Annotated in this window: 26 protein-coding genes; 8 read left to right on the top strand and 18 right to left on the bottom strand. The window is 74.5% G+C overall.

The genetic code is table 11. From position 1 onward, the window contains the following. Window positions 1-38: 38 nt before the first annotated feature. The 5 genes from thrS to GNZ18_RS43910 form a co-directional block, all read right to left on the bottom strand. The gene (gene thrS / locus GNZ18_RS37340) at window positions 39-2024 is read right to left on the bottom strand and encodes a threonine--tRNA ligase (RefSeq protein WP_312874963.1); all 1986 of its coding nucleotides are present in this window, start codon (window positions 2022-2024) and stop codon (window positions 39-41) included. 265 nt (window positions 2025-2289) lie between these two features. Beyond that, on the bottom strand, window positions 2290-3771 hold the full coding sequence (locus tag GNZ18_RS37335; RefSeq protein ID WP_156221722.1) for a sugar porter family MFS transporter: 1482 nt from the start codon (window positions 3769-3771) through the stop codon (window positions 2290-2292). Window positions 3772-3832: 61 nt separating this feature from the next. Further along, window positions 3833-4468 (bottom strand): class I SAM-dependent methyltransferase, encoded by a 636-nt coding sequence (locus tag GNZ18_RS37330; protein ID WP_156221720.1) that lies wholly within the window; start codon window positions 4466-4468, stop codon window positions 3833-3835. Window positions 4469-4594: 126 nt separating this feature from the next. Then, on the bottom strand, window positions 4595-5125 hold the full coding sequence (locus tag GNZ18_RS37325) for a cysteine dioxygenase (protein ID WP_156221718.1): 531 nt from the start codon (window positions 5123-5125) through the stop codon (window positions 4595-4597). A 41-nt stretch (window positions 5126-5166) separates the two neighbouring features. After that, complete coding sequence (locus GNZ18_RS43910; RefSeq protein ID WP_312874962.1) at window positions 5167-5271, bottom strand: putative leader peptide; 105 nt, start codon at window positions 5269-5271, stop codon at window positions 5167-5169. 134 nt (window positions 5272-5405) lie between these two features. Here GNZ18_RS43910 and GNZ18_RS37320 point away from each other — a divergent pair, with 134 nt between their 5' ends. Both GNZ18_RS37320 and GNZ18_RS37315 read left to right on the top strand, forming a co-directional pair. After that, on the top strand, window positions 5406-6653 hold the full coding sequence (locus tag GNZ18_RS37320) for a sensor histidine kinase (protein ID WP_156221716.1): 1248 nt from the start codon (window positions 5406-5408) through the stop codon (window positions 6651-6653). A gap of 52 nt (window positions 6654-6705) precedes the next feature. After that, complete coding sequence (locus GNZ18_RS37315) at window positions 6706-7380, top strand: response regulator (protein ID WP_214620960.1); 675 nt, start codon at window positions 6706-6708, stop codon at window positions 7378-7380. 34 nt (window positions 7381-7414) lie between these two features. Here GNZ18_RS37315 and GNZ18_RS37310 read toward each other — a convergent pair whose 3' ends face one another. Further along, entirely contained in the window at window positions 7415-8371 is a 957-nt protein-coding gene (locus tag GNZ18_RS37310; protein ID WP_156221714.1) for a quinone oxidoreductase family protein, read from the bottom strand. Window positions 8372-8411: 40 nt separating this feature from the next. On the opposite strand from GNZ18_RS37310, the gene GNZ18_RS37305 reads away from it, so the two are divergent. Next, complete coding sequence (locus tag GNZ18_RS37305) at window positions 8412-9635, top strand: acyl-CoA dehydrogenase family protein (RefSeq protein ID WP_156221712.1); 1224 nt, start codon at window positions 8412-8414, stop codon at window positions 9633-9635. 35 nt (window positions 9636-9670) lie between these two features. Here GNZ18_RS37305 and GNZ18_RS37300 read toward each other — a convergent pair whose 3' ends face one another. After that, entirely contained in the window at window positions 9671-10690 is a 1020-nt protein-coding gene (locus tag GNZ18_RS37300) for an ROK family transcriptional regulator (RefSeq protein WP_214620962.1), read from the bottom strand. 75 nt (window positions 10691-10765) lie between these two features. Here GNZ18_RS37300 and GNZ18_RS37295 point away from each other — a divergent pair, with 75 nt between their 5' ends. Further along, the gene (locus tag GNZ18_RS37295) at window positions 10766-11962 is read left to right on the top strand and encodes an MFS transporter (RefSeq protein WP_156221709.1); all 1197 of its coding nucleotides are present in this window, start codon (window positions 10766-10768) and stop codon (window positions 11960-11962) included. 126 nt (window positions 11963-12088) lie between these two features. After that, entirely contained in the window at window positions 12089-12694 is a 606-nt protein-coding gene (locus tag GNZ18_RS37290) for a luciferase domain-containing protein (protein WP_156221707.1), read from the top strand. A gap of 78 nt (window positions 12695-12772) precedes the next feature. Here GNZ18_RS37290 and GNZ18_RS37285 read toward each other — a convergent pair whose 3' ends face one another. The 8 genes from GNZ18_RS37285 to GNZ18_RS37250 form a co-directional block, all read right to left on the bottom strand. Continuing rightward, window positions 12773-12976, bottom strand: coding sequence for a cold-shock protein (locus tag GNZ18_RS37285; protein WP_030173892.1), 204 nt, complete (start codon window positions 12974-12976; stop codon window positions 12773-12775). Window positions 12977-13233: 257 nt separating this feature from the next. Beyond that, on the bottom strand, window positions 13234-14517 hold the full coding sequence (gene kynU, locus GNZ18_RS37280) for a kynureninase (RefSeq protein WP_312874961.1): 1284 nt from the start codon (window positions 14515-14517) through the stop codon (window positions 13234-13236). Beyond that, on the bottom strand, window positions 14514-15557 hold the full coding sequence (locus tag GNZ18_RS37275; protein ID WP_312874960.1) for an amidohydrolase family protein: 1044 nt from the start codon (window positions 15555-15557) through the stop codon (window positions 14514-14516). The genes kynU and GNZ18_RS37275 overlap by 4 nt, the downstream gene beginning before the upstream one ends. Then, on the bottom strand, window positions 15550-16122 hold the full coding sequence (locus GNZ18_RS37270; protein WP_156221705.1) for a 3-hydroxyanthranilate 3,4-dioxygenase: 573 nt from the start codon (window positions 16120-16122) through the stop codon (window positions 15550-15552). The genes GNZ18_RS37275 and GNZ18_RS37270 overlap by 8 nt, the downstream gene beginning before the upstream one ends. Then, entirely contained in the window at window positions 16119-16562 is a 444-nt protein-coding gene (locus GNZ18_RS37265) for a RidA family protein (RefSeq protein ID WP_156221703.1), read from the bottom strand. Before GNZ18_RS37265 ends, GNZ18_RS37270 begins: the two co-directional genes overlap by 4 nt. Continuing rightward, the gene (locus GNZ18_RS37260) at window positions 16559-17305 is read right to left on the bottom strand and encodes a 2-keto-4-pentenoate hydratase (RefSeq protein WP_156221701.1); all 747 of its coding nucleotides are present in this window, start codon (window positions 17303-17305) and stop codon (window positions 16559-16561) included. The genes GNZ18_RS37265 and GNZ18_RS37260 overlap by 4 nt, the downstream gene beginning before the upstream one ends. Then, entirely contained in the window at window positions 17302-18102 is an 801-nt protein-coding gene (locus GNZ18_RS37255) for a 2-keto-4-pentenoate hydratase (RefSeq protein WP_312874959.1), read from the bottom strand. The genes GNZ18_RS37260 and GNZ18_RS37255 overlap by 4 nt, the downstream gene beginning before the upstream one ends. A gap of 11 nt (window positions 18103-18113) precedes the next feature. After that, on the bottom strand, window positions 18114-19550 hold the full coding sequence (locus GNZ18_RS37250) for a 2-hydroxymuconic semialdehyde dehydrogenase (protein ID WP_156221699.1): 1437 nt from the start codon (window positions 19548-19550) through the stop codon (window positions 18114-18116). Window positions 19551-19668: 118 nt separating this feature from the next. On the opposite strand from GNZ18_RS37250, the gene GNZ18_RS37245 reads away from it, so the two are divergent. Beyond that, window positions 19669-20607: a LysR substrate-binding domain-containing protein gene (locus GNZ18_RS37245; RefSeq protein ID WP_156221697.1), complete on the top strand. Its 939-nt coding sequence runs from the start codon at window positions 19669-19671 to the stop codon at window positions 20605-20607. A 148-nt stretch (window positions 20608-20755) separates the two neighbouring features. Continuing rightward, window positions 20756-21628 (top strand): aldo/keto reductase family oxidoreductase, encoded by an 873-nt coding sequence (locus tag GNZ18_RS37240; protein ID WP_156221695.1) that lies wholly within the window; start codon window positions 20756-20758, stop codon window positions 21626-21628. A 22-nt stretch (window positions 21629-21650) separates the two neighbouring features. On the opposite strand, the gene GNZ18_RS37235 is transcribed toward GNZ18_RS37240, so the two are convergent. Beyond that, window positions 21651-23225 carry an ABC-F family ATP-binding cassette domain-containing protein gene (locus GNZ18_RS37235; protein ID WP_156221693.1) on the bottom strand — a complete coding sequence of 525 codons (1575 nt, stop codon included), beginning with the start codon at window positions 23223-23225 and terminating at the stop codon, window positions 21651-21653. Between the two features lie 77 nt (window positions 23226-23302). On the opposite strand from GNZ18_RS37235, the gene GNZ18_RS37230 reads away from it, so the two are divergent. Beyond that, window positions 23303-23974, top strand: a complete 672-nt coding sequence (locus GNZ18_RS37230; protein ID WP_156221691.1) for a TetR/AcrR family transcriptional regulator — start codon at window positions 23303-23305, stop codon at window positions 23972-23974. Here GNZ18_RS37230 and GNZ18_RS37225 read toward each other — a convergent pair. After that, on the bottom strand, window positions 23959-24597 hold the full coding sequence (locus GNZ18_RS37225; protein ID WP_312874958.1) for a LuxR C-terminal-related transcriptional regulator: 639 nt from the start codon (window positions 24595-24597) through the stop codon (window positions 23959-23961). The genes GNZ18_RS37230 and GNZ18_RS37225 overlap by 16 nt on opposite strands. After that, window positions 24585-25805: a sensor histidine kinase gene (locus GNZ18_RS37220; RefSeq protein ID WP_156221689.1), complete on the bottom strand. Its 1221-nt coding sequence runs from the start codon at window positions 25803-25805 to the stop codon at window positions 24585-24587. The genes GNZ18_RS37225 and GNZ18_RS37220 overlap by 13 nt, the downstream gene beginning before the upstream one ends. Window positions 25806-25947 lie beyond the last annotated feature (142 nt).

Here is a 25947-nt window from a genome sequence, read left to right as displayed (position 1 = left end):
CTCCCCGGTCGTGGCACGTGACCGTCGAGGTTAACGGGTCAGATCTGCACGCGGGCCTCAACGGCCTTGACGATCTCCTCGACGGCCTCGTCGATCGGGACGGCGTTGCGCTGCTCGCCGTCGCGGTAGCGGAACGACACCGCGTCCTTGGCGACGTCGTCGTCGCCCGCGAGCAGCATGTAGGGGACCTTCTGCTTCTGCGCGTTGCGGATCTTCTTCTGCATCCGGTCGGACGAGGCGTCCACCTCGACGCGGATCCCGCGCTCGCGCAGCCGCTCGGCGACCCGCTCCAGGTGCGGGACGTGGGCGTCGCCGATCGGGATGCCGACGGCCTGCACGGGCGACAGCCACGGCGGCATCGCGCCCGCGTAGTGCTCCAGCAGCACGCCGAAGAACCGCTCGATCGACCCGAACAGCGCCCGGTGGATCATGACGGGCTGCCGCCGGGTGCCGTCGGCCGCCTGGTACTCCAGGCCGAACCGCTTGGGCTGGTTGAAGTCGACCTGGATGGTGGACAGCTGCCAGGTCCGGCCGATCGCGTCCTTGGCCTGCACGGAGATCTTCGGGCCGTAGAACGCGGCGCCGCCGGGGTCGGCGACGAGGTCGAGCCCGGACTCCTCGGCGGCCAGCCGCAGCGCCTCGGTCGCCTCCTCCCAGTCGGCGTCCTCGCCGATGAACTTCGGCGAGTCGTCGCGGGTGGACAGCTCCAGGTAGAACTCGCTCAGGCCGTAGTCGCGCAGCAGGTCCAGCACGAAGGTGAGCAGGTCTTTCAGCTCGCCGCCCATCTGCTCCTTGGTGCAGTAGATGTGCGCGTCGTCCTGGGTCATGCCCCGGACGCGGGTGAGGCCGTGCACGACGCCCGACTTCTCGAACCGGTACACCGACCCGAACTCGAACAGCCGCAGCGGCAGCTCCCGGTAGGACCGCCCGCGCGCCCGGAAGACCAGGTTGTGCATCGGGCAGTTCATCGGCTTGAGGTAGTAGTCGCCGCCGTCCACCTCCATGGGCGGGAAGATGTCGTCCTTGTACCAGCCGAGGTGGCCGGACACCTCGAACAGGTCGCCCTTGGTGATGTGCGGGGTGTTGACGAACTCGTAACCCGCCGCCTCGTGCCGCCGGCGCGAGTAGTCCTCCATGACGCGGCGGACGACGCCGCCCCTGGGGTGGAAGACGGGCAGGCCGCTGCCGATCTCGGGCGGGAAGGAGAACAGGTCGAGCTCGGCGCCGAGCCTGCGGTGGTCGCGCTTCTCGGCCTCCTCCAGCATCCTGAGGTACTCGTCCTGCTTCTCGCGGGACTCCCACGCGGTGCCGTAGATGCGCTGGAGCTGCGGGTTCTTCTCGCTGCCGCGCCAGTAGGCGCCGCCGGTCCGCATCAGCTTGAACGCCGGGATGACGCGGGTGGTGGGCAGGTGCGGCCCGCGGCACAGGTCCTTCCAGCGCAGGTCGCCGGACTTGGCGTCGAGGTTGTCGTAGATGGTCAGCTCGCCGCCGCCGACCTCGACGTCGGCGCCGTCGGCCGCGTCCCGCACCGGGCCCGCGCCCTTCAGGCCGATCAGCTCCAGCTTGTAGGGCTCGGCGGCCAGCTCCGCGCGCGCCTCCTCGTCGGAGACGGGGCGCCGGGAGAACCGCTGCCCCTGCTTGACGATCTCGCGCATCCGCTTCTCGATGCGCTTGAGGTCGTCGGGGGTGAACGGCTCGGCGACGTCGAAGTCGTAGTAGAAGCCGTTCTCGACCGGCGGCCCGATGCCCAGCCTGGCCTCGGGGAACAGCTCCTGGACGGCCTGCGCCATCACGTGCGCGGCCGAGTGCCGCATGATGGCCCGGCCGTCCGGCGAGCCGACCTCCACGGGCTCCACGACGTCGCCGTCGCTCAGCACGCCGGCCAGGTCGCGCAGCTCGCCGTTGACGCGGGCGGCGACGACCGAGCGGCCGTCGGCCTCCAGCGCCTCCCCCGCGGTGGTGCCGGCGGGCACCACCCGCTCGCCGCCTTCCAGGGTGACGCGCAGATCGGACACGGTGGACACGGGAACTCCTCATGATCGGGCGGCTGGTCGTCGGGAGCGGATCGGGGTCGCAAAGCCGTGAGGCCCCGGGATCGCTCCCGGGGCCTCACCGCGTGCAATGTCAGGACATGCGGCCGTCGCGCCGGGGTGGACCCGGCGTCGTCGTCTCCGGTACGGCGCGCATTCCCTTACTGTAGCCGACCGCCGCCCGCGCGCGCATTCGTCCCGGACGGGCCCACACGGCCCTCAGAAGGCCGCAGGGGCCTCGCGCGCACGCGCGCGGCACTCAGGCGGGGGCGCGCCCCTCGGGCGCCCTGGTGCGGGCACGGGGGACGGCGATCGCGTCCATGTCCTCCAGCTCGCGGCCGCGGGTCTCGGGGACGCCGCGGACCACGAACAGGAACGCCAGGATCGCGAACAGCGTGTAGATCCCGTAGGCGAGCCCGAGGGAGAAGCCGGAGACGCCGGGGAACGTCGTGGTGATCATCCAGTTCGCGATCCACTGCGCCGCCGCGGCGACGGCGAGCGCCGAGGCGCGGATGACGTTGTTGAACATCTCCCCGAGCATCACCCACACGACCGGCCCCCAGGTCGCGGCGAACGCGAACACGTAGACGTTGGCGGCGACGAGCGCGACGGGCCCGGCGACGGAGCCGAGGTGCGGGTCGCCGTCCACGACCGGCGCGGTGGCGAAGCAGACGGTCAGCGTCGCAAGCGTGACCGCCATGCCGACCGCGCCCGCCAGCAGCAGCGGACGGCGCCCGACCCGGTCGACCAGCGCGATCGCCACCAGCGTGGACACGACGTTCACCACCGAGTTGATCACGGAGGTGAGCATGGCGTCGTCCTCGCTCATCCCCGCCGCCTGCCACAGCGAGGACGAGTAGTAGAAGATCACGTTGATCCCCACGAACTGCTGGAACACCGACAGCAGGATGCCCGTCCAGACGATCGGCATCAGCCCGAAGCGGCGGCCGCGCAGGTCGCTCAGCCGGACCGGGCGGTCGCCGGCGAGCGACCGGACGATCTCGCTGATCTTCATGTCGACGTCGCCGCGGCCCATGACGCGCGCGAGGACCTGCCGGGCGCGGGCCGTCTCGTGCTTCTTGACGAGGTAGCGCGGCGACTCGGGGATCGTCGTGGCGATCACCCCGTACATGAGGGCGGGCACGACCGCGCTGGCGAACATCCAGCGCCAGGCGCCGCCGCCCCAGGGGAAGGTCCCGGTCGCGCCGCCGTCGGAGGCGGTCGCGATGACGTAGTCGACGACCAGCGCGGCGAAGATGCCGAGCACGATCGCCATCTGCTGGAGCGAGCCGAGCCGCCCGCGCAGCTCGGCGGGCGCGATCTCGGCGATGTAGGCCGGCGCGATGACCGAGGCGGCGCCGATGGCGAGGCCGCCCACCAGCCTCCAGAACGTCAGGTCGACGGCGTTGAAGGCCAGCGCCGACCCGAGCGAGCTCACGACGAACAGCACCGAGGCGATCAGCATCACCCGGACCCGCCCGATCCGGTCGCTGAGCGGCCCGGCGAACCAGGCGCCCGCGGCGCACCCGAGCAGGGCCGAGGACACCACGAAGCCCACGGCGAACGAGCTGAGGTGGAACTGCTGCTTCAGCGCGTCCACGGTTCCGTTGATAACCGATGAGTCATAGCCGAACAGGAAACCGCCGAGCGCCGCGGCGCCCGCCAGCAGAATGGCGGTGGACGCCGAGTTGGACGGCTCGGCGCGTCCCCGCCGGGGCACCGATCGCGATCCACTGGTCATGCGCCGGATCTTCCCCGGAGCGGGGACCTTATGCGGACGAACCGCGACGACCCGCGACGACTCAGTCGCGCACCGCGATCCCGAGGACGTGGGGCGAGGCCGGATTGGGCATGGCGGTGGGCGGGAACTCGAAGCGCCGCTGGCCGCGCACGGTGAATCCGCTGCCCGCGATCCACTCGTCCGTCGGGCGGGACACGCGGCAGCCGGCGGCGATGAGCGGCCAGGCGAGGTCGGCGTAGCGCTGGAAGCGGATCTTGCCGGGCGTCCGGCCGCGGACGTGCTCGTAGTAGCGCAGCTCCCCGCCGGGCCGCAGCACCCGCCTGATCTCGGCCAGGGCGCGGATCGGGTCGCGCACCGAGCACAGCACGAGCGAGGCGACGACGACGTCGACGGACGCGTCGTCCAGGTCGAGGTCCTCGGCGCGGCCGGGGCGGACCGTCACCGGGACGGGCGCGCGGGACGCCGCCTCGGCGGCCAGCGCCCGCAGCCGGGGCTCCGGCTCCAGCGCGACGACCTCGGCGACCGCCTCCGGGTAGTGCGGGAAGTTCGCGCCGTACCCGGCGCCGATCTCCAGGACCCGGCCGGCCGCCCCGTCCAGCAGCTCGGCGCGGTGCTCGTCCCCGCCCGCCTTCGCGCTGGCGGCGTCCAGCCTCGGGTAGAGCCGGGCGAAGATCGGGTGCCTGAGATCATCGGTCATTCCCGCAGTCTCCGTCGCCCCGGCGATCACCGCAAGATCACCGGGGCGGCGGAGTGCCGGACGGCGCCGCGGGAGCGGGGGACGGTGCCCCCGGAGCGCCGCCGACGGCGGCGGTGCCGTCCGGGCTCACCAGTCCTCGGCGGACTCGGCCGCGAGCTCGACCAGCTCCCCGGTGGAGTCCACGTCGTAGCGCCGCATGGACGACAGCGGCGGCGAGTACACGTGGACGCTGACGGCCGGGGCGTCGGAGGTGTTGCGGACGTCGTGGACGTAGTCGGGGCCGAACGCGTGCGTCTCCCCCGCCCCCACGTCCCGCGCGGAGCGGACGTGGTGCTCCTGCAGCGTGCCGAGGGCGACGGCGAACGCGCCGGACGAGCCGCCGTGGTCGTGGAAGCCGGTGGACTGGCCGGGCAGCCAGCTGATCACCCAGACCTCGTGGTCGGCGTCCTGGTGGATCCGCTCGTACCAGCGGCCCTGCGGGTCGAGGCGGACGCGGTGCAGCCAGTCCCCGGAGTCGCGGGCGAGGTCACGGGCCCGCTCGGCCAGCCGGGGCGGCGCGAGGGATCCCTTCCGGGGGGCGCGGGTGGTCGTCCCCCTGCCGGGGACCGGCCCGCCGGACTGTTTCGCGGGCGTGCTCGATTCGGTGGTGACGGTCATTGCGGTGTCGCTCCTCGCGGTGTGTCGTGGGTCCTTCCTGTTCAGCGGAACGGGTGCGGACACAGCGCGCTGGCCTGCCGGCGCAGGTCGACATGGAGGCGCTCGTGGAGGCTGGTGAACGTCACGACTCCCAGCGTGAACCACATTCCCTATAAAGTCAATCGGAAATAAGGAGATGAGGCGAACGCCGCAGCTCAGCGCTGATACCCAGGGAGCGGGTCGGATCTCCCTCCCCGGGGTCAGGCAGGTCCGGCGCGCCGCGTCCTAGGCTCACTCACAAATGAACGAACCATCGCGCTCCTACGGGGGCCGGCGGGCCCGGCTGGGCCGGGGCGTCCGCGCCGCCCTCGTGCCGGGTCCGGCCGACCCGGCCGTCACGCTGCTGCCCGAGCACCCTTTCCTGCGGATCCCGCTCCTGCTGTTCCTGACCGGCCTCACGATCGGGTTCACCGCCGGGTCCATCGCGATCCCGATCGCGGTCGACCAGCAGGCCGCCGGGCTCTCCTGGCCGCTCGGGGTGCTCCAGGCGACGCCGCTGGTGTTCGCGGCGCGCTGGCCGCTGGCGGCGTGGCGGATCGCGCTGACGGGGCTCCTGCTGACGGTCGTCGTGCGGCACGGCGGCGGCTTCATGCCGTGGCCGGTCCCCGCGATCCTGGCGCTGATCGTGATCCTGTTCTTCGTCGGCGTCGGCTGCGACCGGGAGACCACGGTCGGCGCGGGCACCGTGACGATCGTCGGGGCACTGGTCCCGGCCGTGCTGTTCGGCATGCCGAGCTGGTTCGGGATGATCCTCGCCGGGCTCGTCGTGCTCGCCCTCACCTTCGGCGACGCGGTCGGCGGCCGGCACTCCGCCGAGGAGGAGCTGCGCAGGCGCGAGGCCCAGCACCGCGAGGACCTGGCCCGCCAGGCGGTGCTGGAGGAGCGGGCCCGCATCGCCCGCGAGCTGCACGACGTGGTCGCGCACCACATGTCGGTGATCGCGATGCAGGCGGAGGCGGCCCCCTACAAGATCCCGGACCTGCCGGACGCGGCGCGACAGACGTTCGGCATCGTCCGCGACGCCGCCCGCGAGGCGCTGACCGAGACCCGCCGCGTCGTCGGCCTGCTGCGCTCCGACGACGACGGCGCCGAGCGCGCCCCGCAGCCCGGTCTCGACCGGCTGGACGACCTGGCCTCCTCCACGCGCCGCTACGGGCTGTCGGTCGCCACCGTGATCACCGGCGTGCCGCGCCCGCTGGACGCCGGGGTGGACCTGTCGGCGTACCGGATCGTCCAGGAGTCGCTGAGCAACGCCGCCCGCTACGCCCCGGGGTCGCGCGTGCACGTCGAGGTCAGGTACGGGGCGAAGACGCTCACGGTGACGGTCACCGACGACGGGGCCCGCAGCACGCCGGAGGAGTCGCACGGCGGCGGGCACGGGCTGGTCGGGATGCGCGAGCGCGTGACGATGCTCGGCGGCACGCTGTCGGCCGGCCCGAGCGAGCCCGCCGGCTGGGAGGTCGTGGCCGAGCTGCCCTACGGCGACTGACCGCCCGGACGGGGGGAGACGACCGTTCCCGCGTGCCCATAGGGTTGCAGGCGTGACGATTCGGGTGCTGATCGCCGACGACCAGGTGATGATCCGCGACGGGCTCGCGGCGCTGCTGTCCTCCGACCCGGAGATCGAGGTGATCGGGCAGGCGGGCAACGGCCGCGAGGCGGTGGCGATGGCCCGCGAGCTCGACCCCGACGTGGTCGTGATGGACATCCGGATGCCGGAGATGGACGGGCTGGCCGCGACCGCCGAGCTGGTCGGCGAGCCGATCGCCGACGCCGACCCGGCCGCGACGCGGCCGAAGGTGCTCGTCCTCACGACCTTCGACCTCGACGAGTACGTCTACGAGGCGCTCGGCTCGGGGGCCAGCGGGTTCCTGCTGAAGGACGCCTCGGCCGCCGACCTCGTGAGCGGCGTGCGGGTCGTGGCGGCGGGCGACGCGCTGCTCGCGCCGTCGATCACCCGGCGGCTGATCGGCGACTTCGCGCGGCGGCGGCGCCACCAGCGGCCGAGCCCGAAGGCGACCGCCGGGCTGACCCCGCGCGAGCTGGACGTGCTGCGGCTGATCGCGCGGGGGCTGTCCAACGCCGAGATCGCCGGGGAGCTGGTGCTGGCCGAGCAGACGGTCAAGACGCACGTCGGGCACGTGCTGACCAAGCTCACGCTGCGCGACCGCACGCAGGCGGTCGTCTACGCCTACGAGAACGGCCTGGTGGGCTAGCCGCCCCCGGTCGGCTCCGGCGCCGCCGTCCCGCTCAGCGGGACGGGTCGAGGACGAGCTTGCCCGTGGTGCGGCGGGCCCGCAGGTCCTCGTGGGCGCGGCGGGCCTCGGTCAGCCCGTACTCGCCGCCCGCGACGACCCGCAGCAGCCCGGTGGAGGCGAGGCCGAACAGCTCGTCCAGGGCGGTGCCCATCACGTCGCCGGGCAGCTGGAAGACGTGCGGCAGCCACATGCCCGCGATCGTGGCGGAGTGCGCCAGCAGCGCGGCGGGCGGCACCGGCTCGGGCTCGCGCCGGGACGCCATGCCGTAGAAGGCGAGTCGGCCGAAGGGGGCGAGGGCGCGCAGGCTCTGGTCGGTGACGCTCCCGCCGGTCATCTCCAGCACGACGTCCACGCGGCGGCCGCCGTTGGCCTCGACGAGGGCGTCCCGCAGTTCGGGCTCGGCCGCGTCGACGGCGGCGTCGGCGCCGAGCTCCAGGGCCAGGGCGCGCTTCTGCGGGGAGGAGGCGGTGGCGATGATCCGTCCGGCGCCGAAGGCCCGCGCGAGCTGGACGGCGAGCGTCCCGACCCCGCCCGCCGCCGCGTGCACGACGACCGACTCGCCCGGCGCCAGGTGGACGCTGCGGCGCAGCAGCAGCCACGCGGACGCGCCCTGCACGAGCAGGCCGAGCGCGGTGACGTCGTCGATGGCCGCCGGGACGTCCCAGGCCAGCGGGACGGGCGCGACGGCCCGCTCGGCGTACCCGCCGGTGCCGACCAGCGCGACCACGCGGCGCCCGTCGCCGGTGGTGCCGACGACCTCGCCGCCGGGGACGAGCGGCAGCCGCGGCTCCCGCAGGTAGCTGTTCTCGGCCTGGTGGGTGTCGGCGTAGTTGACCCCCGCCCGCGCGACCTCCACGAGCAGGTGGCCGGGCCCGGCGACCGGGTCGGGCAGCTCGGCCGGCACCAGCACCTCGGGCCCGCCGAACTCGGTGATCTGGATCGCGCGCATGCCCACTCCAAGTGACTGACTGGTCAGTTACTGTAGCGGAATGGACTTCGGACTGAGCGGCCGGGCGCGCGAGCATCTCGACCGCCTCCAGTCCTTCATGGACGCCCATGTCTACCCGGCGGAGCCGGTGTACGCGGCGCAGCGGCGCGAGCTGGCGGCGCTCGGCCGCGAGCACCACGTCCCGCCGGTCGTGGAGGAGCTGAAGCGGGAGGCGCGCGGGCTCGGCCTGTGGAACCTGTTCCTGCCGGACTCCGACGACCCGGCGCACGGGCTGTCGGTCACCGACTACGCCCCGCTCGCCGAGCTGACGGGCCGCTCCCCCGTCCTCGCGCCCGAGGCCATCAACTGCGCGGCGCCCGACACCGGCAACATGGAGGTGCTGCACCTGTTCGGGACGCCCGAGCAGAAGCGGCGGTGGCTCCGCCCGCTGCTGGACGGCGAGATCCGCAGCGCGTTCGCGATGACCGAGCCGGACGTGGCGAGCTCCGACGCCACCAACATCGCCACCCGGATCGAGCGCGACGGCGACCACTACGTCGTCAACGGCCGCAAGTGGTGGATCACCGGGGCCGCCGACCCGCGCTGCGCGGTCGTGATCGTGATGGGCCGGACGGACCCGGAGGCCGCCGCGCACCGGCGGTGGTCGATGGTGCTGGTGCCGATGGACGCGCCCGGCGTGGAGGTGGTCCGCGCGCTGCCCGTGTTCGGCTACCAGGACCAGCACGGCCACTGCGAGATCACCTTCACCGACGTCCGCGTCCCGGTGGGCGACCTCGTCGGCGAGGAGGGCGGCGGCTTCGCGATCGCGCAGGCGCGGCTCGGGCCCGGCCGCGTCCACCACTGCATGCGCGCCCTCGGCACGGCCGAGCGGGCGCTGGAGCTGATGTGCCGCAGGGCGCTGGCGCGGGAGGCGTTCGGCGGGCCGCTGGCCGCGCAGGGCGTGGTGCGCGAGCGCATCGCCGAGTCGCGGATGGCGATCGAGCAGGCGCGGCTGCTCACGCTCAAGACCGCCTGGCTGATCGACGAGCACGGCGTGGCGGCGGCGCGGTCGGAGGTCGCGGCGATCAAGGTGGTCGCGCCCCGGGTCGCGCTGGAGGTCGTGGACCGGGCGATCCAGCTGCACGGCGGCGCGGGCGTCGGCGACGGCACCCCGCTCGCCGAGATGTGGGCGGGGCTGCGCGCGCTGCGGCTGGCCGACGGCCCCGACGAGGTGCACGTCCGCTCCGTCGCCCGCGCCGAACTGGCCGGGTACACCGGCGGCTGACGGGCGCCGTCGCGGCGGGGCCGGCGCGCGGGGGCTCAGCCGAAGACGTCGTCGCGGGTGAGGTCGAGCGCGGTCAGCACCGCGCCGCGCAGGACGGCGTCCCCGGCGACCAGGCTCGGCCGCACCTCGGTCGGCGCGAACGACAGGTCGCCGAGCCGGGCCGCGACCAGCGCGGCGAGCCGGTCGCCGCCCCCGCCGCCGACCGCGCCGCCGAGCACGACGAGCCCCGGGTCCAGGACGGCGACGAGGGCGAACACGCCCTCGACGATCCGGTCGGCGAGCGCCTCGGGCCCGAGCCCCTGCGCGAGGCCGGTCTCCATCAGGTCGCAGAAGTCGGTGCCCCCGAACTTGAGCAGCCCCACCTCGCCCGCGCCGCCGGACGCGCCGCGCCGCAGCCGCCCGTCCAGGACGACCGCCGCGCCGATCCCGTCGTCCAGCCACAGCAGCACGAAGTCGTCGTGCCCGACGGCGGCGCCCTCGCGGTGCTCGGCGATCGCGGCCAGGTTGACCTCGTTCTCCAGCACCACCGGCACGCCGAGCCGGTCGGCGATCACCGTGCGCAGGTCGGCCCGCCCGCCGGGGAGCTTCCCGAAGGACGCCGCGCCGGTGCGGGGGTGGATCAGCCCGGGGGCGCCGACGACGACCGTGTGCGGGGTGACGCCGCCCGCCGCGTCCACGACGGCGTCGGCGACGAGCGCGCCGAGGTCGGGGCCGGGCAGGACCGCGCGGGTGGCCGTGCCGCGGACCGACCCGGCGATGTCGGCGACGCTCACGTGCACGGAGCCGCGCCGCAGGTCGACCCCGGCGACGTGGGCGCGCCCGGCCACCACCCCGTAGAGCCGCGCGTTCGGACCGCGCCGGTCGGCGCCGGACTCGCCGGTCACCTCGATCAGCCCGTCCGCGCGGAGCCGCTCGATCAGGTCGGACACGGTCGGCCGGGACAGCCCGGTCAGCGCGCGCAGCTGCGGCGCCGTCAGCGGGCCGCGGTCGAGCAGCAGGTCGAGCGCGAGGCGGTCGTTGATCGCGCGCGCCATCGTCGGGGTCGCCGTCTTCACACCGACCATATTAGTCAGGGAGCCTGCCGGTTAATCTCTTTTCATCAGGAAGCCTGCCTGTTAGTTTCTGTGGGCATGAGCAACCGCAGCGCCATCAGCGCCGTCTTCGCCGTTCACGGGGCCGTGGCCGGCACCTTCGCGACCCGCGTCCCCTGGATCGAGCACCGTCTCGGCCTCGGCCCCACCCTTCTCGGCCTCGCCCTGCTGTGCCCGTCGATCGGCGCGTTCGCGGGGATGCCGATGGCGAGCCGGCTCGCCCACCGCGTCGGCGGGCGCACCGCGACGCGCGGGCTCCTGGCGGCCTGGTGCGCCGTCCTCGCGCTCCCCGCGCTGGCCCCCGCGCCCGGCTGGCTGTTCCCGGCGATGCTGCTCTTCGGAGTCACCTCGGGCATGTGCGACGTCGTCATGAACGCGCACGCGCTGACGCTGGAGCGGAGGCTGCGGCGCTCGATCATCTCGGGGCTGCACGGGTTGTGGTGCGTCGGCAGCCTCGCCGCGGGCGGCGTCGGCATCCTCGCCGCGCACGCCGGCGTCGACGCCAGGCTGCACCTCGGGACCGTCGCGCTGGCGCTGCTGGGGGCGGGGGTGCTCGCGGGACGGCAGCTCTTCCCCGACCGGGTCGCCCCCGGCGCCCCGGCGCCGCGCCGCTTCGCGCTCCCGGGCCGCGCCATCCTCGCGATCGGCGCGGTCGGCTTCTGCGGCACCTTCGCCGAGGGCGCCAGCGCCGACTGGGCCGCCGTCTACCTCACCAAGGTCGCCGACGCCGGGCCCGGCCTCGCCGCCGCCAGCTTCACGATCTTCATGTCGTGCATGGCGGCCACCCGCCTCGCCGCCGACCGGCTGGTGGGGCGGATCGGCCCGGTGACGCTCGTCCGCTGCGGCGGCGCCGTCGCCGTGCTCGGCGGCGTGCTCGTGGTGACGGCCCGCACGCCGTGGCAGGGCATCACCGGGTTCGCGCTGCTCGGCGTCGGCGTCGCGACCGTCGTCCCGATGGTCTTCGCGGCGGCGGCCGCCACCGAGGCGAACGCGGGCGAGGGTGTGGCGGGCGTCGCGACGATCACCTACCTGTCCGGCCTGACCGCCCCGGCCGTCACCGGCTGGACGGCGGGCGCGTTCTCCTACCCGGCCGCGTTCACCATGATCACCTGCATCGTGGCAATGATCACGGTGACCGCCGGAGCCCTCCGTCCCCGGACGGGGACGGCCGGCGCGGGCGCGCCCTCGGAGGCCGCGTCGGTTCCGGCCTCGTCCCAGGGGGCCGGGCGCCCATGACTTCTGCCGGAAATGCCGGTGATGGTGGAGCGCGCACGAATGGACAGGACAGCGGCGAATTTCTGACCGTAACGATTTCGGCACGGCAGGTTCCGCCGGGGGCCACCTCGGCGCAACGATTACGGTGTGGCTACTGGCGGGAGTGGCACGGATTCCAACGCCGGACGCGTCGTCGCCCGGCTCAGAAAATGGTCCGGGGTCTCGGTGGGCCGGGCCGACTGCGGTGTGGGCGTCGCGCTCTGCGCGGGACACGGCCAGTTCATGCACCTGCACACCGGTGACGAGGCGGAGCTGTGCCTGACCCGGCCGGTCGTGGACCGCCTCGGCGGCGCGCTCGCCGACTCGGGGCGGGTGCTGGTCCGGCCGGGGGGCGACTGGGTCGCCGTCCGGCTCGACACCGACTCCGACATGGCGATGGCCGTGTCGCTGGCCAGCGTCGCGATCAAGGCGCACACCCGGCCCGCGGCGCGGGGGACGCCGATCACGCCGTGCCCGGCCGCGACGCCGCCCCGCCCCGGCGGCTCGGGGGCGTCCGGCGGTCCGTCCGGCGAGCCGTCCGGCGAGCCGTCTGATGGACCGTCCGGCGGGCGGGACGCCGAGGGTGAGCCGGATCACAGGGGCGGGCACCGTCCGGCCGACTCGGACGCGCGGGCGGAGGCCCCGGATGGTTCGGGCGTGGAAGCCGAACGCCCCGGCATCCGCGATGCGGTGCCGGGGCGACGGTCCGGATAGTCCGGAAGGCCGACGGGTGGGCCTCCGGTGGGGGCGCCCCCACCGGAAGGCCCGGAGCCCTGCGATCGGCCGGGAGCCTCAGAGCGGGTAGACGCCCTCGGCCTGCGGGCCCTTCTGGCCCTGGGTGATCTCGAACCCGACGCGCTGGTTCTCCTCCAGGCTGCGGTAGCCGCTGGTGGTGATCGCCGAGTAGTGGACGAACACGTCGGGGCCGCCGCCGTCAGGCGCGATGAACCCGAAGCCCTTTTCGGCGTTGAACCACTTCACGGTGCCTTCGGCCATGCTTCCTTCTCCTCTGGTGACGCTTCACCGGCCGCCGGGCGACGACCGGGCTGCAATGCGGACAAATCTCACGTCCGCCGGATCACCCGGGGAAACGGAGAACGCCCGTTGTCTAGAACTTCTGCGGGCGTTTCATTAGCAAACGTTCGAGACTGCTGGCCAACTGCCTGCCTAACTGCAACGCCTCGAACCTACCCCATGCGGGCCCCTCAGGGACACCGACACACCGGGCGCGCCAAGGGCACGCGCGGCCGCGCTCAGGACGGGCCCGGGGCCAGATCGGCGAGGGCCTCGGCGGCGCGGTGGCAGTCGTGGAACGTACAGTACAGCGGGGCGGGCGCCAGCCGGACGACGTCGGGTTCGCGCGCGTCGGCGATCACCCCGTGCCGGGCGGCGAGGGCCCTGACCAGGGCGCCCGCGTCCGCGACCCGCAGCGAGAGCTGGGCGCCGCGCGCCGCCGGATCCCTCGGCGTGATCAGTTCGGCGCCGCGCGCGGCGCCGAGCCGGGAGGCGAGGTATCCGGTGAGCCGCTCGCTCCTGGCCCGCAGCGCGTCCATCCCGATCCGGTCGAAGATCTCCAGTGCGGTGAGCACCGGCGCGAGCGCCAGGATCGGCGGGTTGGAGAGCTGCCAGGCGTCGGCGGAGGCGGGCGGCGCGATGGCGGGGTCCATCCGGAACCGGACGGCCGGGTCGGTGCCCCACCAGCCCGCGAGCCTGGGCGGCGACGGGTCCCCGACGTGCCGCTCGTGCACGAAGCACCCCGCGACCGCGCCCGGCCCGGAGTTCAGGTACTTGTAGGTGCACCAGGCGGCGAAGTCCACGTCCCAGTCGTGCAGCCGGAGGGGGACGTTCCCGGCGGCGTGGGCGAGGTCCCAGCCGACGACGGCGCCGGCGGCGCGCCCCGCCTTGGTGATCGCGGCCATGTCCATGAGCTGGCCGGTCAGGTAGTTGACACCGCCGAGCATGAGCAGCGCGACCGTGCCGCCCTCGCGTTCGAGGAAGGTCAGGACGTCCTCGGTGCGCAGCACGTCCTCGCCCGGACGCGGCGTGAGCCGCACGACGGCGCGCTCGGGGTCGAGCCCGTGGTGGACGGCCTGGCTGGCCACGGCGTAGGAGTCGGACGGGAACGCCGAGTCCTCGATGACGATGCGCACGCGCTCGCCTGCGGGCCGGTAGAAGGTCGCCATCATCAGGTGCAGGTTGACGGTCAGCGAGTTCATCGCGACGACCTCGCGGGGCAGGGCGCCGACGAGGCGGGCGGCCGGGTCGCGGAGCAGCTCGTGGTAGTCGACCCACGGGCGGCGGGCCCGGGTGTGGCCCTCGACCGCGAGCCGCGCCCAGTCGTCCAGCTCCTCGCGCAGGACGCCCGCGACGGCCCTCGGCTGGAGGCCGAGGGAGTTGCCCGCGAAGTAGGCGGCCTCCGCGTGCGGGCCGCCCGGCGCGGGCGGGACGAGGAACTCCGCGCGCGGCGGGGGCAGCGGGTCGGAGGCGTCGAGGCGCAGCGCCTCGTTCTCGGAGCCCGCGGCTTCGTCGAGGCTCACAGCGCGCCTCCTTCCGAGGCCACCAGGCCGGCGGGGGCCTCGGCGGGCGCGAGGAAGTCGCGCGCGTTGCCGCCGAGGAGCCGGGCGCGCGCCGCGTCGTCCAGGCCCGGGCAGGCGCGGATCGTCGAGCCCGGCTCCCGCTCGCCCAGCGGGAACGGGTAGTCGGTGCCGAGCAGCACCCGCTCGGGGCCCATGACGTCCACGAGCAGGCGCAGCGCGCGCGGGTCGAACACGGCCGAGTCGACGCTGAACCGGTCGAGGTACCCCGACGGCGGGAGCGGCGAGTCGGCGCGGACGATGTCGCGGTTGTGCCAGGCGTTGTCCGCGCGTCCGAGCAGGAACGCGAAGCTGCCGCCGCCGTGGCAGAAGCACAGCCGCAGCGTCCGGGGGATCCGCTCGAACGCGCCGGAGAGCATCAGCCCGAGGATGCTGAGCTGCGTCTCGGCGGGCATCCCCGACAGCCACGGCAGCATGTGGCCGCGCATCCGGTCGGCGCCGAGCATGTCCCACGGGTGCGCGAGCACGGGCAGGCCGATGCCGGCGCAGTGCGCGAGGAACGCGGTGATGCCGGGGTCGGCGAGGTCGCGGTCGCCGACGTGGTTGCCGATGTGCACGCCGCGGTGCCCGGCCGCCGCCGCCCGGCTGGCGACCTCGCAGGCGAGGACCGGGTCCTGGAGCGGGACCTGGCACAGCGGCAGCAGCCGGTCGGGCGCGTCCGCGCAGAAGGCGAGGATCCGCTCGTTCACCAGCTCGCACCAGTCGGCGGCGCGGGCCGGGTCGGCGGCGTACCCGAACATCAGCGGGGTGGAGGAGACGGCCTGCGCGTCGACGCCCGCGGCGTCCATGTCGGCGAGGCGGCGCTCGGGGTCCCACAGCCCGGCGTGGACGGGCCGGTACTCGGCGTCGCCGCTCATCATCATGCCGGTGCCGTCGGCGGCGACGCGCAGCCACGGCTCGTCCGCGTCCGCGAGCACGCGGCCCTGGGCCCGGGTGAGGTGCGGGAAGACGTGCGAGTGGACGTCGACGACGGGCTCAGACACGGGGCGCCGTCACCGGGACCATGGACTCGGGCCACTGCTTGCCCGGGTGGACCGCGCCGCAGTGCGGGCACTTGCGGTCGCTGTCGTAGAAGCTCTGGAAGACCGGCGGCAGGTCGGCCACGATCGAGCGCACCTGGAGCTCGGCGCGGTGCACCAACCGGTGGCACTCGACGCAGTACCACTCGAACGACTCCAGCGTCCCCTCCGGGCGCGGGATCTCGACGACGAGGCCGATCGAGCCCTCCTCGGGCCGCTGCGGCGAGTGCCGGACGTGCGGCGGCAGCAGGAACACCTCGCCCTCGTTGATCTGGACGTCGACCGGCGGGCGGCCGACCTCCTCCATGACGCGCAGGACCATGTTGCCCTTGAGCTGGTAGAAGAACTCCTCCTTCGGGTCGTCGTGGAAGTCGGTGCGGCGGTTGGGGCCGCCGATGACCATCACGATCAGGCCCGCGTCCTCGAACACCTGGACGTTGCCGACCGGCGGCCTGAGCAGGTCGCGGTGCTCCTCGATCCACGCCTCGAAGTTGAAGGGCCGTCCGAAGGTGAGCTGCGGAAGGGTCATGCTCCGGCCTCCTTACCGGTGGTGCGGTCGGCCGGGACGTGGGCCACGCACGAGATCTCGACGAGCAGGTGGGGGTGCGGGAGCTGGTGGACGGCGACGGTGGTGCGGGCGGGCCCGGTCTCGTCGAAGTACTCGGCGTAGACCTCGTTGTAGCCGCCGAAGTCGTTCATGCTCACCAGGTAGGCGGTGACGTTGACGACGTCGGCGAGCCCTCCCCCGGCGGCCGCCAGCAGGTCCCGGATGTTCTCGATGACGGCGCGCGTCTGGGCGCGGATGTCGAGGTCGGTGACTCCCATCGCGTCGGCGCTCGCCCCGGCGAAGGTCCCGTCGGGGCGTCGGGAGCTCGTCCCGGACACGAACACGAGGTCGCCGGCGCGGCGCAGGTGCGGGAACCGGCCGCGCGGGGCGGCCTTGCCCTCGACGAGGATCGCGTCGCTCATGTCGTCACCTCGACGGCGCCGAGGCCCGCGCAGGTGACGCGGACGTGCGCGTCCTTGGGCAGCGGGACGGCGGCGGTCGCGGCCCCGGCGAGCACCACCCAGCCGGGTTCGAGCGTGATCCCGGCGCCGAGCGCGAGCCGCGCCGCCGCGCGCAGCGACCGCGCGGGGTCGCCGAGGATCGCGGCGGACGACCCGGTCTGCGCGACCCGCCCGTCGATCTCCAGGACCATCCCGGCGTTGGCGAGGTCGCGCGGCGGGTGCCAGGCGCCGACCCCGAACCGGGCGGCCGAGGCGTTGTCGGCGACCACGTCGGGGAGCGTGAAGCTGAAGTCGGCGAAGCGGGAGTCGAGCACCTCGAACCCGACGGCGACGCCCGCGACGGCGGACTCGACGTCGGCGACGGAGCGGACCTCGCGGCCGATGAGGTAGGCGATCTCCGGCTCGACGCGCGGATGGATGAGCCCGGACACCTCCACCGACGGCCCGGCCACCATCGCGTCGGTCAGCAGGCCCCAGATGACGTCGTCCACACCCATCTGGGCCATCTTCGCGCGGCTGGTGAAGCCCATCTTCACGCCCGCGAGGCGCTCGCCGCGCCGCTCGCGCCGCTCGATCACCGCGCGCTGCACGGCGTAGGCGGTCGCGACGTCGAACGGCTCGGCCTCGGTCAGTTTCGGGATCGCCCGGACGTCGCGCGCGGCGCCGTCCAGCGTCGCCGCCAGGGCCTCGACGTCGATGCTCATGATTCCTCCTTCGCGAACGCGGCGCGCACGTCGCCGAGCCCCTCGACGCGGGCCTCGAACACGTCACCGGGCGCGGCGGCCACCACGGGCCCGAGCGCGCCGGTCAGCACGGTGTCGCCCGCGCGCAGCGGGCGCCCGACGCGCACGAGCGTGTCGGCGAGCCACAGCGCGGCGTTGAGCGGGTTGCCGAGGCAGGCGGCGCCCGTCCCGGTGGACAGCTGCTCGCCGCGCCGCTCCAGCACCATCCCGCACAGCCGCAGGTCGAGGTCCCGCAGCGGCACGGGCCGCGTGCCCAGCACGTACAGGCCGGAGGAGGCGTTGTCGGCGACGGTGTCGACGAGCGTGATGTCCCAGTCCGCGATCCGGCTGCCGACGACCTCGATCGCGGGCAGCGCGAACGCGGTCGCGCGGAGCAGGTCGGCGACGGTGTGCCGCTCGTGGGTGAGGTCGGCGTCCAGCACGAGCGCGATCTCGGCCTCGGCGCGCGGCTGCAGGACGGCGCCCGGCGGGATCTCCGCGCCGTCCGGGACGGCCATGTCGGCGAACAGCATCCCGAAGTCGGGGCTGTCCACGCCGAGCTGCGCCTGCACGGCCGCGGACGTGAGGCCGATCTTGCGGCCGGTGAGGCGGCGCCCGCCCGCCAGGGCGTGCTCGGTGAGGCGGTCCTGGACCGCGTACGCCTCGTCCGCGGTCGTGATCAGGTCGCGGACGGGCGCGCACGGCACGCCGGAGGCGCGCGCCGCGAGCAGGCGCTCCGCGGCCGCGCGTACCGGGTCGGGACTGGTCGGATCGGTCACTGGGCTCGCTTTCAGATCTGGATGCAGACGTTGACGGGCTCGGAGAAGAAGTCCAGGGAGTACTCGCCGCCCTCGCGCCCGATGCCGGACGCCTTGACGCCGCCGAACGGGGTCCGCAGGTCGCGCAGGTTCCAGCAGTTCACCCAGACGATCCCGGCCTCGACGCGCGGCGCGACGCGGTGGGCGCGCGAGACGTCCCGCGTCCACACGGTCGCGGCGAGGCCGTAGTCGCTGTCGTTGGCGAGCCGGAGCGCCTCGTCCTCGGTGTCGAAGGGCGCGACGTGGCAGACCGGGCCGAAGATCTCCTCGCGGACGGTCCGCGCGGTCTCCGGGAGGCCGGTGAGCACGGTCGGCTCGACGTGGTAGCCGCCGTCGCGCGCGTCGCCGAACTCGGGCGTGCCGCCGCCCGCGACGACCGTCGCGCCCTCCTCGCGGGCGAGCCGGTAGTACGACAGGACCTTGTCGCGGTGCTCGGCGGAGATCATGGGGCCGTAGCCGGTCAGCGCCCGCGCCCGCGCGCCGAGCCGCTCGACGAACTCCTCGTACAGGGGCCGCTCGACGTAGACGCGCTCGGTGCACAGGCAGATCTGCCCGGAGTGGGTGAAGGACGAGCGGACCGTCCCCTCCACGGCGGCGTCGAGGTCGGCGTCGGCGAACACCAGCGCGGGGTTCTTGCCGCCGAGCTCGAACGACACGGGCGTGACGTGGTCGGCGGCGTTGCGCATGATCGCCGCGCCGGTGGCCGACTCGCCGGTGAAGGCGATCGCGTCCACGCCCGGGTGCGCGGTGAGGAACTCGCCCGCCGCGCCCGCGCCGTGCCCGTGGACGAGGTTGAACACGCCGTCCGGCAGCCCGGCCTCGGCGATGACGCGGGCGAGCAGGGTGGCGGTGGAGGGCGTCTCCTCCGAGGGCTTGGCGACGACCGCGTTCCCGGCGGCGAGGGCGGGAGCGACCTTCCAGGTGAGCAGCAGCAGCGGCAGGTTCCAGGGCGAGATGACCGCGACCACGCCGAGCGGCCGCCGGACGCTGTAGTTCAGCGCCTGCCCGCTCCCGCCGCTCCACCCGGGCACCTGGGTCGTGTACGCGCGCTCGGGGCGCCCGTAGAGCAGGTCGGCGTAGGCGCGGAAGTTGCCGACGGCCCGGGGGACGTCGATCGTCGCGGCCAGCTCGCGGGGCTTGCCGGTGTCGGCGACCTCGGCGTCCACGAACTCCTCGAACCGGGCCTGCACCCCGTCGGCGATCCGGCGCAGCGCGGCGGCGCGCTCCTCCGTGCTCGTCCGGCCCCAGGGACCGGCGAGCGCGGCCCGCGCGGCGGTGACCGCGTCGTCGACGACCTCCCGGGTGGCCTCGGGGACCTCGCCCAGCTCGGTGCCGTCGGCCGGGGCGATGAGGGGGAAGGCCGGGCCGTCCGAACGGAAGACCCCGCCGACGTAGTGCTCAGCCTTCATCCCGCTTCCTCCACCCTGGTGATCTGCCCGGACACCTGTGATCCTGCGCCACCCGAGCTATGCCTGGCAAATACCAAAAGGCGGTCGAGCTATAACAAGCATGTGATATCAAGGGCGCATGCGCGCGATCGACCTGCTCAACGGGCGGCTCAAGCTCCGCCACCTCGTCCTGGTCGTGGCCGTCGCCGACCAGGGCAGCGTGCTGCGGGCCGCCGAGCAGCTGCGGCTGGCGCAGCCGGCGGTGACCCGCAGCCTGCGCGAGGTGGAGGGGATCCTCGGCGTCGAGCTGTTCACCCGGGGCCCGCGCGGGGTCACGCCGACGATGTTCGGCGACGCGTTCGTCGAGCACGCCCGCGCCGTGCTGGCCGAGCTGCGCCGCGCGGGCGAGCGGATCACCGGGCTGGCCGACGGGGAGGTCGGCACGGTCACGATCGGGACGCTGCTCGCCGGCTCCAACGTGCTGCTCCCCCGCGCGATCGCCGCGCTGAAGCGCGACCGCCCCGGCATCACCGTGATCGTCCAGGAGGCGACGTTCGACGCGCAGGTCCCCCGGCTGCTGGACGGCGAGATCGACCTGATCCTCGGCCGCCTCAACCCGATCGGCGACCTGCGCGGCCTGCGGCAGGTCACCCTGTACGGCGAGCCCGTGCGGCTGGTCGCGCGGCTCGGGCACCCGGCCCGGTCGCGGCACCCGCTCGGCCTCGCCGACCTGCTCGACTACCCGTGGGTGCTGCCGCTGGAGCAGACGGCGCTGCGCGCGGAGCTGGAGCAGGTGTTCCGCGCCGAGGGGCTGGTCCCGCCCGGGAACCTGGTGGAGTGCACGTCGGTGCTGACCGTCCGCACGCTCGTCCGCGACACCGACATGATCGCCGCGCTGCCCGAGCTGGTCGCCGAGACCGACGCGGGGATCGCGCCGCTGCCCGTCCCGCTGGAGACCGTCCGCCGCCAGGTCGGGGTGACGCTGCCCGCGCAGCGCGCGCCCACGCCGTCCGCGCGGCTGATGCTCGACCACCTGCAGCGCCAGGCCGCCGAGATCACCGGCGTCGAGGCCGGCTGACCGGGCCCCTCCCGGACGGCCCGCGCGGTCCCGGGACATCCTTGTTCTCCCGCTCCCAGGATCACCGCGCTCTGCCTGCGCGGCGCCGTCCGGCGAAGCATGGGCTCATCGCGCGGACGACCACCGCGCCACCGAGGAAGGGCACGCCATGACTTCGTCCACCACGCTCCCCGGCGGAACGTTCACCCTGCCCGGCGGGCTGACGCTCACCCGCATGGGCTACGGCGCCATGCAGCTCGCCGGCCCGCACGTCTTCGGCCCGCCCGCCGACAGGGACGGCGCCGTGGCGGTGCTGCGGGAGGCCGTGCGGCTGGGCGTCCGGCACATCGACACCAGCGACTACTACGGCCCGCACGTCACCAACGAGATCATCAGGGAGGCGCTGCACCCCTACCCGGACGACCTGCGCATCGTGACCAAGGTCGGGGCGCTGCGGGACGCGGAGGGCAACTGGCCGCCGGCGCTGCGGCCCGACCAGCTGCGCCAGGCCGTCCACGACAACCTCGACCGCCTCGGGCTGGACGCGCTCGACGTCGTCAACCTGCGCGTCGGCGGGTTCGACACCCCCGAGCCGGGTTCGATCGCCGAGCCGTTCTCCGTGCTCGCCGAGCTGCGGGACCAGGGGCTGATCCGGCACCTCGGGCTCAGCACCGTCACCGCCGACCAGATCGCGGAGGCCGAGGCGATCGCGCCGGTCGTGTGCGTCCAGAACCGCTACAACCTCGCCCACCGCGCCGACGACGACCTGATCGACGCGCTCGCCGCGCGGGGCGTCGCCTACGTGCCCTACTTCCCGCTCGGCGGCTTCACCCCGCTCCAGTCCGGCGAGCTGGACGCGGTCGCGGGACGTCTCGGCGCCTCCCCGATGGCCGTGGCGCTGGCGTGGCTGCTGCGGCGCTCGCCGAACATCCTGCTGATCCCCGGCACCTCGTCCATCGCCCACCTGCGGGAGAACATCGCGGGCGCGGCGCTGCGCCTGCCCGAGGACGAACTGGCCAGGCTCGACGCCATCGCCCCCTGAATCCGTCTCCCCACCCGGCGGTTCAGCGGGCGCCCGTCCAGTCGGGGACGTCCGACTCGGTGACCCGGCCGCCGGCGCCGAAGACCAGGTAGCGGTCGAAGTCCTCGGCGAACCAGCGGTCGTGGGTGACGGCGAGGACCGTCCCCGCGTAGGAGGCGAGGCCCTCCTGGAGGGCCTCGGCGCTGGCGAGGTCGAGGTTGTCGGTCGGCTCGTCCAGCAGCAGGAGCGTCGCGCCCGACAGCTCCAGCAGCAGGATCTGCAGGCGCGCCTGCTGGCCGCCCGACAGCGTCTCGAAGGGGCGGGAACCGGCCGGGGCCAGCTCGTAGCGGGCGAGGGCGGCCATCGCGTCGTTGCGGGTCAGCGCGTACCCGGACATGACGATGTCGGCGGGGGTCCGGCCGCGCAGGTCGGGGCGCGCGTGGGTCTGGACGAACAGGCCGGGTACGACCCGGGCGCCGAGGCGGAACGCGCCGCGATGCGCGACGTCGTGCCCGGCCAGGACCCGCAGGAAGGTCGACTTGCCCGCGCCGTTCGGGCCCAGCAGCGCGACGCGCTCGCCGTACCAGACCTCGGCGCCGAAGGGCTCGGTCAGGCCGGTCAGCTCCAGCGACTCGCAGGTCAGGGCGCGTTTGCCGGTGCGCCCGCCCCGCAGCCGCATGCGCACGTTCTGCTCTTTGGGGGCGCTGCGGGGCGGGCCCGCCTCCTCGAAGCGCTGGAGGCGGGTGCGCGCCGCCTGGTAGGACGAGGCGACCGCGTCGTTGTGCGTCGCGCGCTGCCGGAGCGTGTGGACGAGGCGCCGGAGCCGCGCGTGCTCCTCATCCCACCGGCGGCGGCGCTCGTGGAGGCGGTCCACGCGCTCGCGCCGGGCCTGGGCGTAGCCCGCGAACCCGCCGCCGTGCACCCACACGTCCCGCGACTCGACGGTGACGATCCGGTCGGCGGCGTCGGCGAGCAGCCGCCGGTCGTGCGACACCAGCAGCACGGTCTTGCCCGTCGCGCGCAGCCGCTCGGCCAGCCATTCCTTGCCGGGCACGTCGAGGTGGTTGTCGGGCTCGTCGAGCAGCAGGACCTCGTCGGGCCCCCTGAGCAGCGCCTCCAGCACGAGGCGCTTGCGCTCCCCGCCCGACAGCGTGGACACCGGCCTGTCCCTCGCCTCGTCGAAGGACAGGCCGAGCGCGACCGTCGCGCAGGTGTCCCAGACGACCTCGATGTCGTAGCCGCCCGCGTCGGTGTAGTCGGTGATGGCCCGCGCGTAGGCGAACTGGGTGCGCTCGCCGTCGTCCAGGGCGGCCTCCGCGCGTTCCAGGGCGTCCGCCGCCGCCCGGACCCGCGCGGGGGCGACCGACAGCAGCAGGTCGCGGACGGTGCGCCCGGTGACGAACTGCCGCATCACCCCGAGGCCGCCGCCGGTGGCGACGGTGCCCGAGGCGGGCCGCAGGTCGGCGGCGATCAGCCGCAGCAGCGTGGTCTTGCCCGCGCCGTTCGGGCCGACCAGCGCGGCCTTCGCGCCCGCGCCGACGCGGAAGGAGACCTCGTCCAGCAGCAGCCGGCCGTCGGGCAGGGCGTAGCTGAGGCCGCTGACCTCGATGTGTCCCAAGAAGAGCACTCCTCGTACAGTGTTCGAGTATCTGGACCAACGGTCCGGTGCTCGCCCAATGTACTAGGGTGGCGGGCATGAGCGAGAGCGTGTGGCTGCGCGAGGAGCGCCCCCGGCGGGACGCGCCGCCGCTGACGCGGGAGCGGATCGTGGCCGAGGCCGTGGCCCTGCTGGACGAGGAGGGCGCCGCCCGGCTGACCATGCGCCGCCTCGCCGAGCGCCTGGGCACCGGCTCCACGACGCTGTACTGGCACGTCAGGACCAAGGACGACGTGCTGGAACTGGCCCTCGACGCGATCTTCGGCGACGTGCCGGTACCGCCGCCCGGACCGGGCCGGGCCGGAGTGGTCGCGCTGATGTCGGGGTGGCGGGCCGCGATGCTCGCCCACCCGTGGTCGGCGGCGGTGCTCGGCGGGCGCCCGCTGCTCGGGCCGAACGTCCTCGCCCGCACCGACCGCCTCTACGGCGCGCTGGCCGCGACGGGCCTGAGCGGCACGGAGCTGGCGGGCGCCGCGTACGCGGTCGCGAACTACGTCATCGGCTCGGCGCTGATGGAGGTCGGCGCCCGGAGCGCCCCGGACGAGCGCGGCGCGGGCGAGTACCTGGAGCGCACCCGCGACCGGTACCCGCACCTCGCCGAGCACGGCCGCCTGCGCGGCGACGGCTGGGACACGGCGTTCGCCCAGGGGCTGGGGTACCTCCTGGACGGGATCGAGCGCCCCCCGTCAGCGGCTCAGGAGTTGAGGTAGGCCAGCACCGCGAGGACGCGGCGGTGCCCGCTGTCGCTCGGCGGGAGGCCGAGCTTGGCGAACACGGCGCCGATGTGCTTGCTGACCGACCGCTCGGTGATGACGAGCGTTGTGGCGATCGTGGCGTTGTCGAGGCCCTGCGCCATCAGCCCGAGCACCTCGCGCTCGCGGGGCGTGAGCGCCTGCAGCGGGTCGCTGCGCGTCGTCATGAGCTGCGAGACGACCTCGGGGTCGAGCGCGGTGCCGCCGCCCGCGACCCGCGCCAGCGCCTCCAGGAACTCGTCGACGCGGCTCACCCGGTCCTTGAGCAGGTAGCCGACGCCGCTGGCGCCGCCCGCGAGCAGCTCCGCGGCGTAGGTCTCCTCCACGTACTGCGACAGCACGAGCAGCGGCAGGCCCGGCAGCCGCTTGCGGGCCTCGATCGCGGCGCGCAGCCCCTCGTCGCGGAAGCCGGGCGGCAGCCGGACGTCCAGGACCGCGACGTCGGGACGGTGCTCCAGCAGCGCGGGCAGCACGTCCGGGCCGGTGTCGGCGACGGCGACGACCTCGTGCCCGTCGGAGGTCAGCAGCAGCACCAGGCCCTCGCGCAGCAGGACGTTGTCCTCGGCGATCACGATCCGCACGGCAGGTCCACCTCCAGCGTCGTCCCCTGTCCGTCGGGGCTGTCGATACGGGTACTGCCGTCGAGCGCCGCCACCCGGCGGCGGATGCCCGCGAGGCCGCTGCCCCGGCCGGGGTCGGCCCCGCCCTTGCCATCATCGCGCACCACGAGCCGCAGCACCGGCCCGTGGCGGCCGACCGTCACCCACGCGTGCCCGGCGCCGCTGTGCTTGGCGATGTTGGTGAGGGCCTCGGCGACGACGAAGTAGGCCGCGGCCTCGACGGCGGCGGGGACGCGGCCCTCCGCGACGTCCATCTCGACGGGGATCTGGTGCCCGGCGGCCAGCGCCCGCAGCGCCCCCGCGAGTCCCCGGTCGGACAGGATCGGCGGGTAGATCCCGCGGATCACCGTCCGGAGCTGGGTGAGCGCCTCCTCCACCCCCTCCCTGGCCTCCAGGAACAGCGCGCGCGAGGCGGCCGGGTCGGCGTCGAAGCGGCGGTCGGCGAGGCCGAGCCGCAGCGCCGCCGCGACGAGCTGCGCCTGCGTCCCGTCGTGCAGGTCGCGCTCGATCCGGCGCAGCTCCGCGCCGTGTGCCTCCAGCGCCTCCGCGCGGGTCTCGGTCAGCACCTCGACGCGCTCGGTGAGGCTGGTGCGGCGGGTGGGGCGCAGCAGCAGCTCCGACAGCCGCGCCTGCCAGTGGGCGAGCCTCGGCACCAGCCACAGCAGGAGGAAGCCGTCCAGCGCCACCTGGAGGAACGGCAGCGTGAGCGCCTTGGGCCAGCTGTCGAGCGTGACGAACGCCGACTGCGAGCCCTCCGGCGCCGCCCACCACCACAGCGGCAGCGACGCCGAGAACGGGATCGCGGGCCACAGCGAGACCGCGAGCACCGCCGCCACGAAGCCGAGGAGCCCGTGGGCCGCCATCCAGCCCACGTCCCGCCACAGGACGGGCGAGCGGACGAGCGTGACCCCCTGCCGCAGCGACGAACCCTCCAGCCGCCGGTAGGGGCTCGGGATCTCGCGGCCCAGCAGCCTCCCGGCGCGGCGCCGCTCGGCGTCGGCGAGGGCGCGCAGCGGCCTGACGGCCTCGGGCAGCCACGGCAGCGCGACGAGCAGCAGCACGGCGCAGAACGCCAGCGGCATCAGCCCGGCCAGCGCGGGCCCGGCCGTGCGAAGGGCCGCGACCAGGGTCCAGGTCGCGCCCGCACTCCGTCTCAACGCCTTGGTCATGTCACCTCCCAGCCCACCGTAGGCGACACCGCCGCGGCGCGCCCCGGGGCCGGCACCCCGGCCGTTGGTGTAGCCCGCTACACCACGGTTTCGGGGGCGCGCGCCAATGTGGCGGCCCCCCTCCGGATTCTAGATTCGACCA

The sequence above is a fragment of the Actinomadura litoris genome, from assembly GCF_009733595.1.
GTDB lineage: Bacteria > Actinomycetota > Actinomycetes > Streptosporangiales > Streptosporangiaceae > Spirillospora > Spirillospora litoris.
Note: the sequence above shows the minus strand (reverse complement) of the source record. Positions and strands in the feature narration are given on the sequence as shown.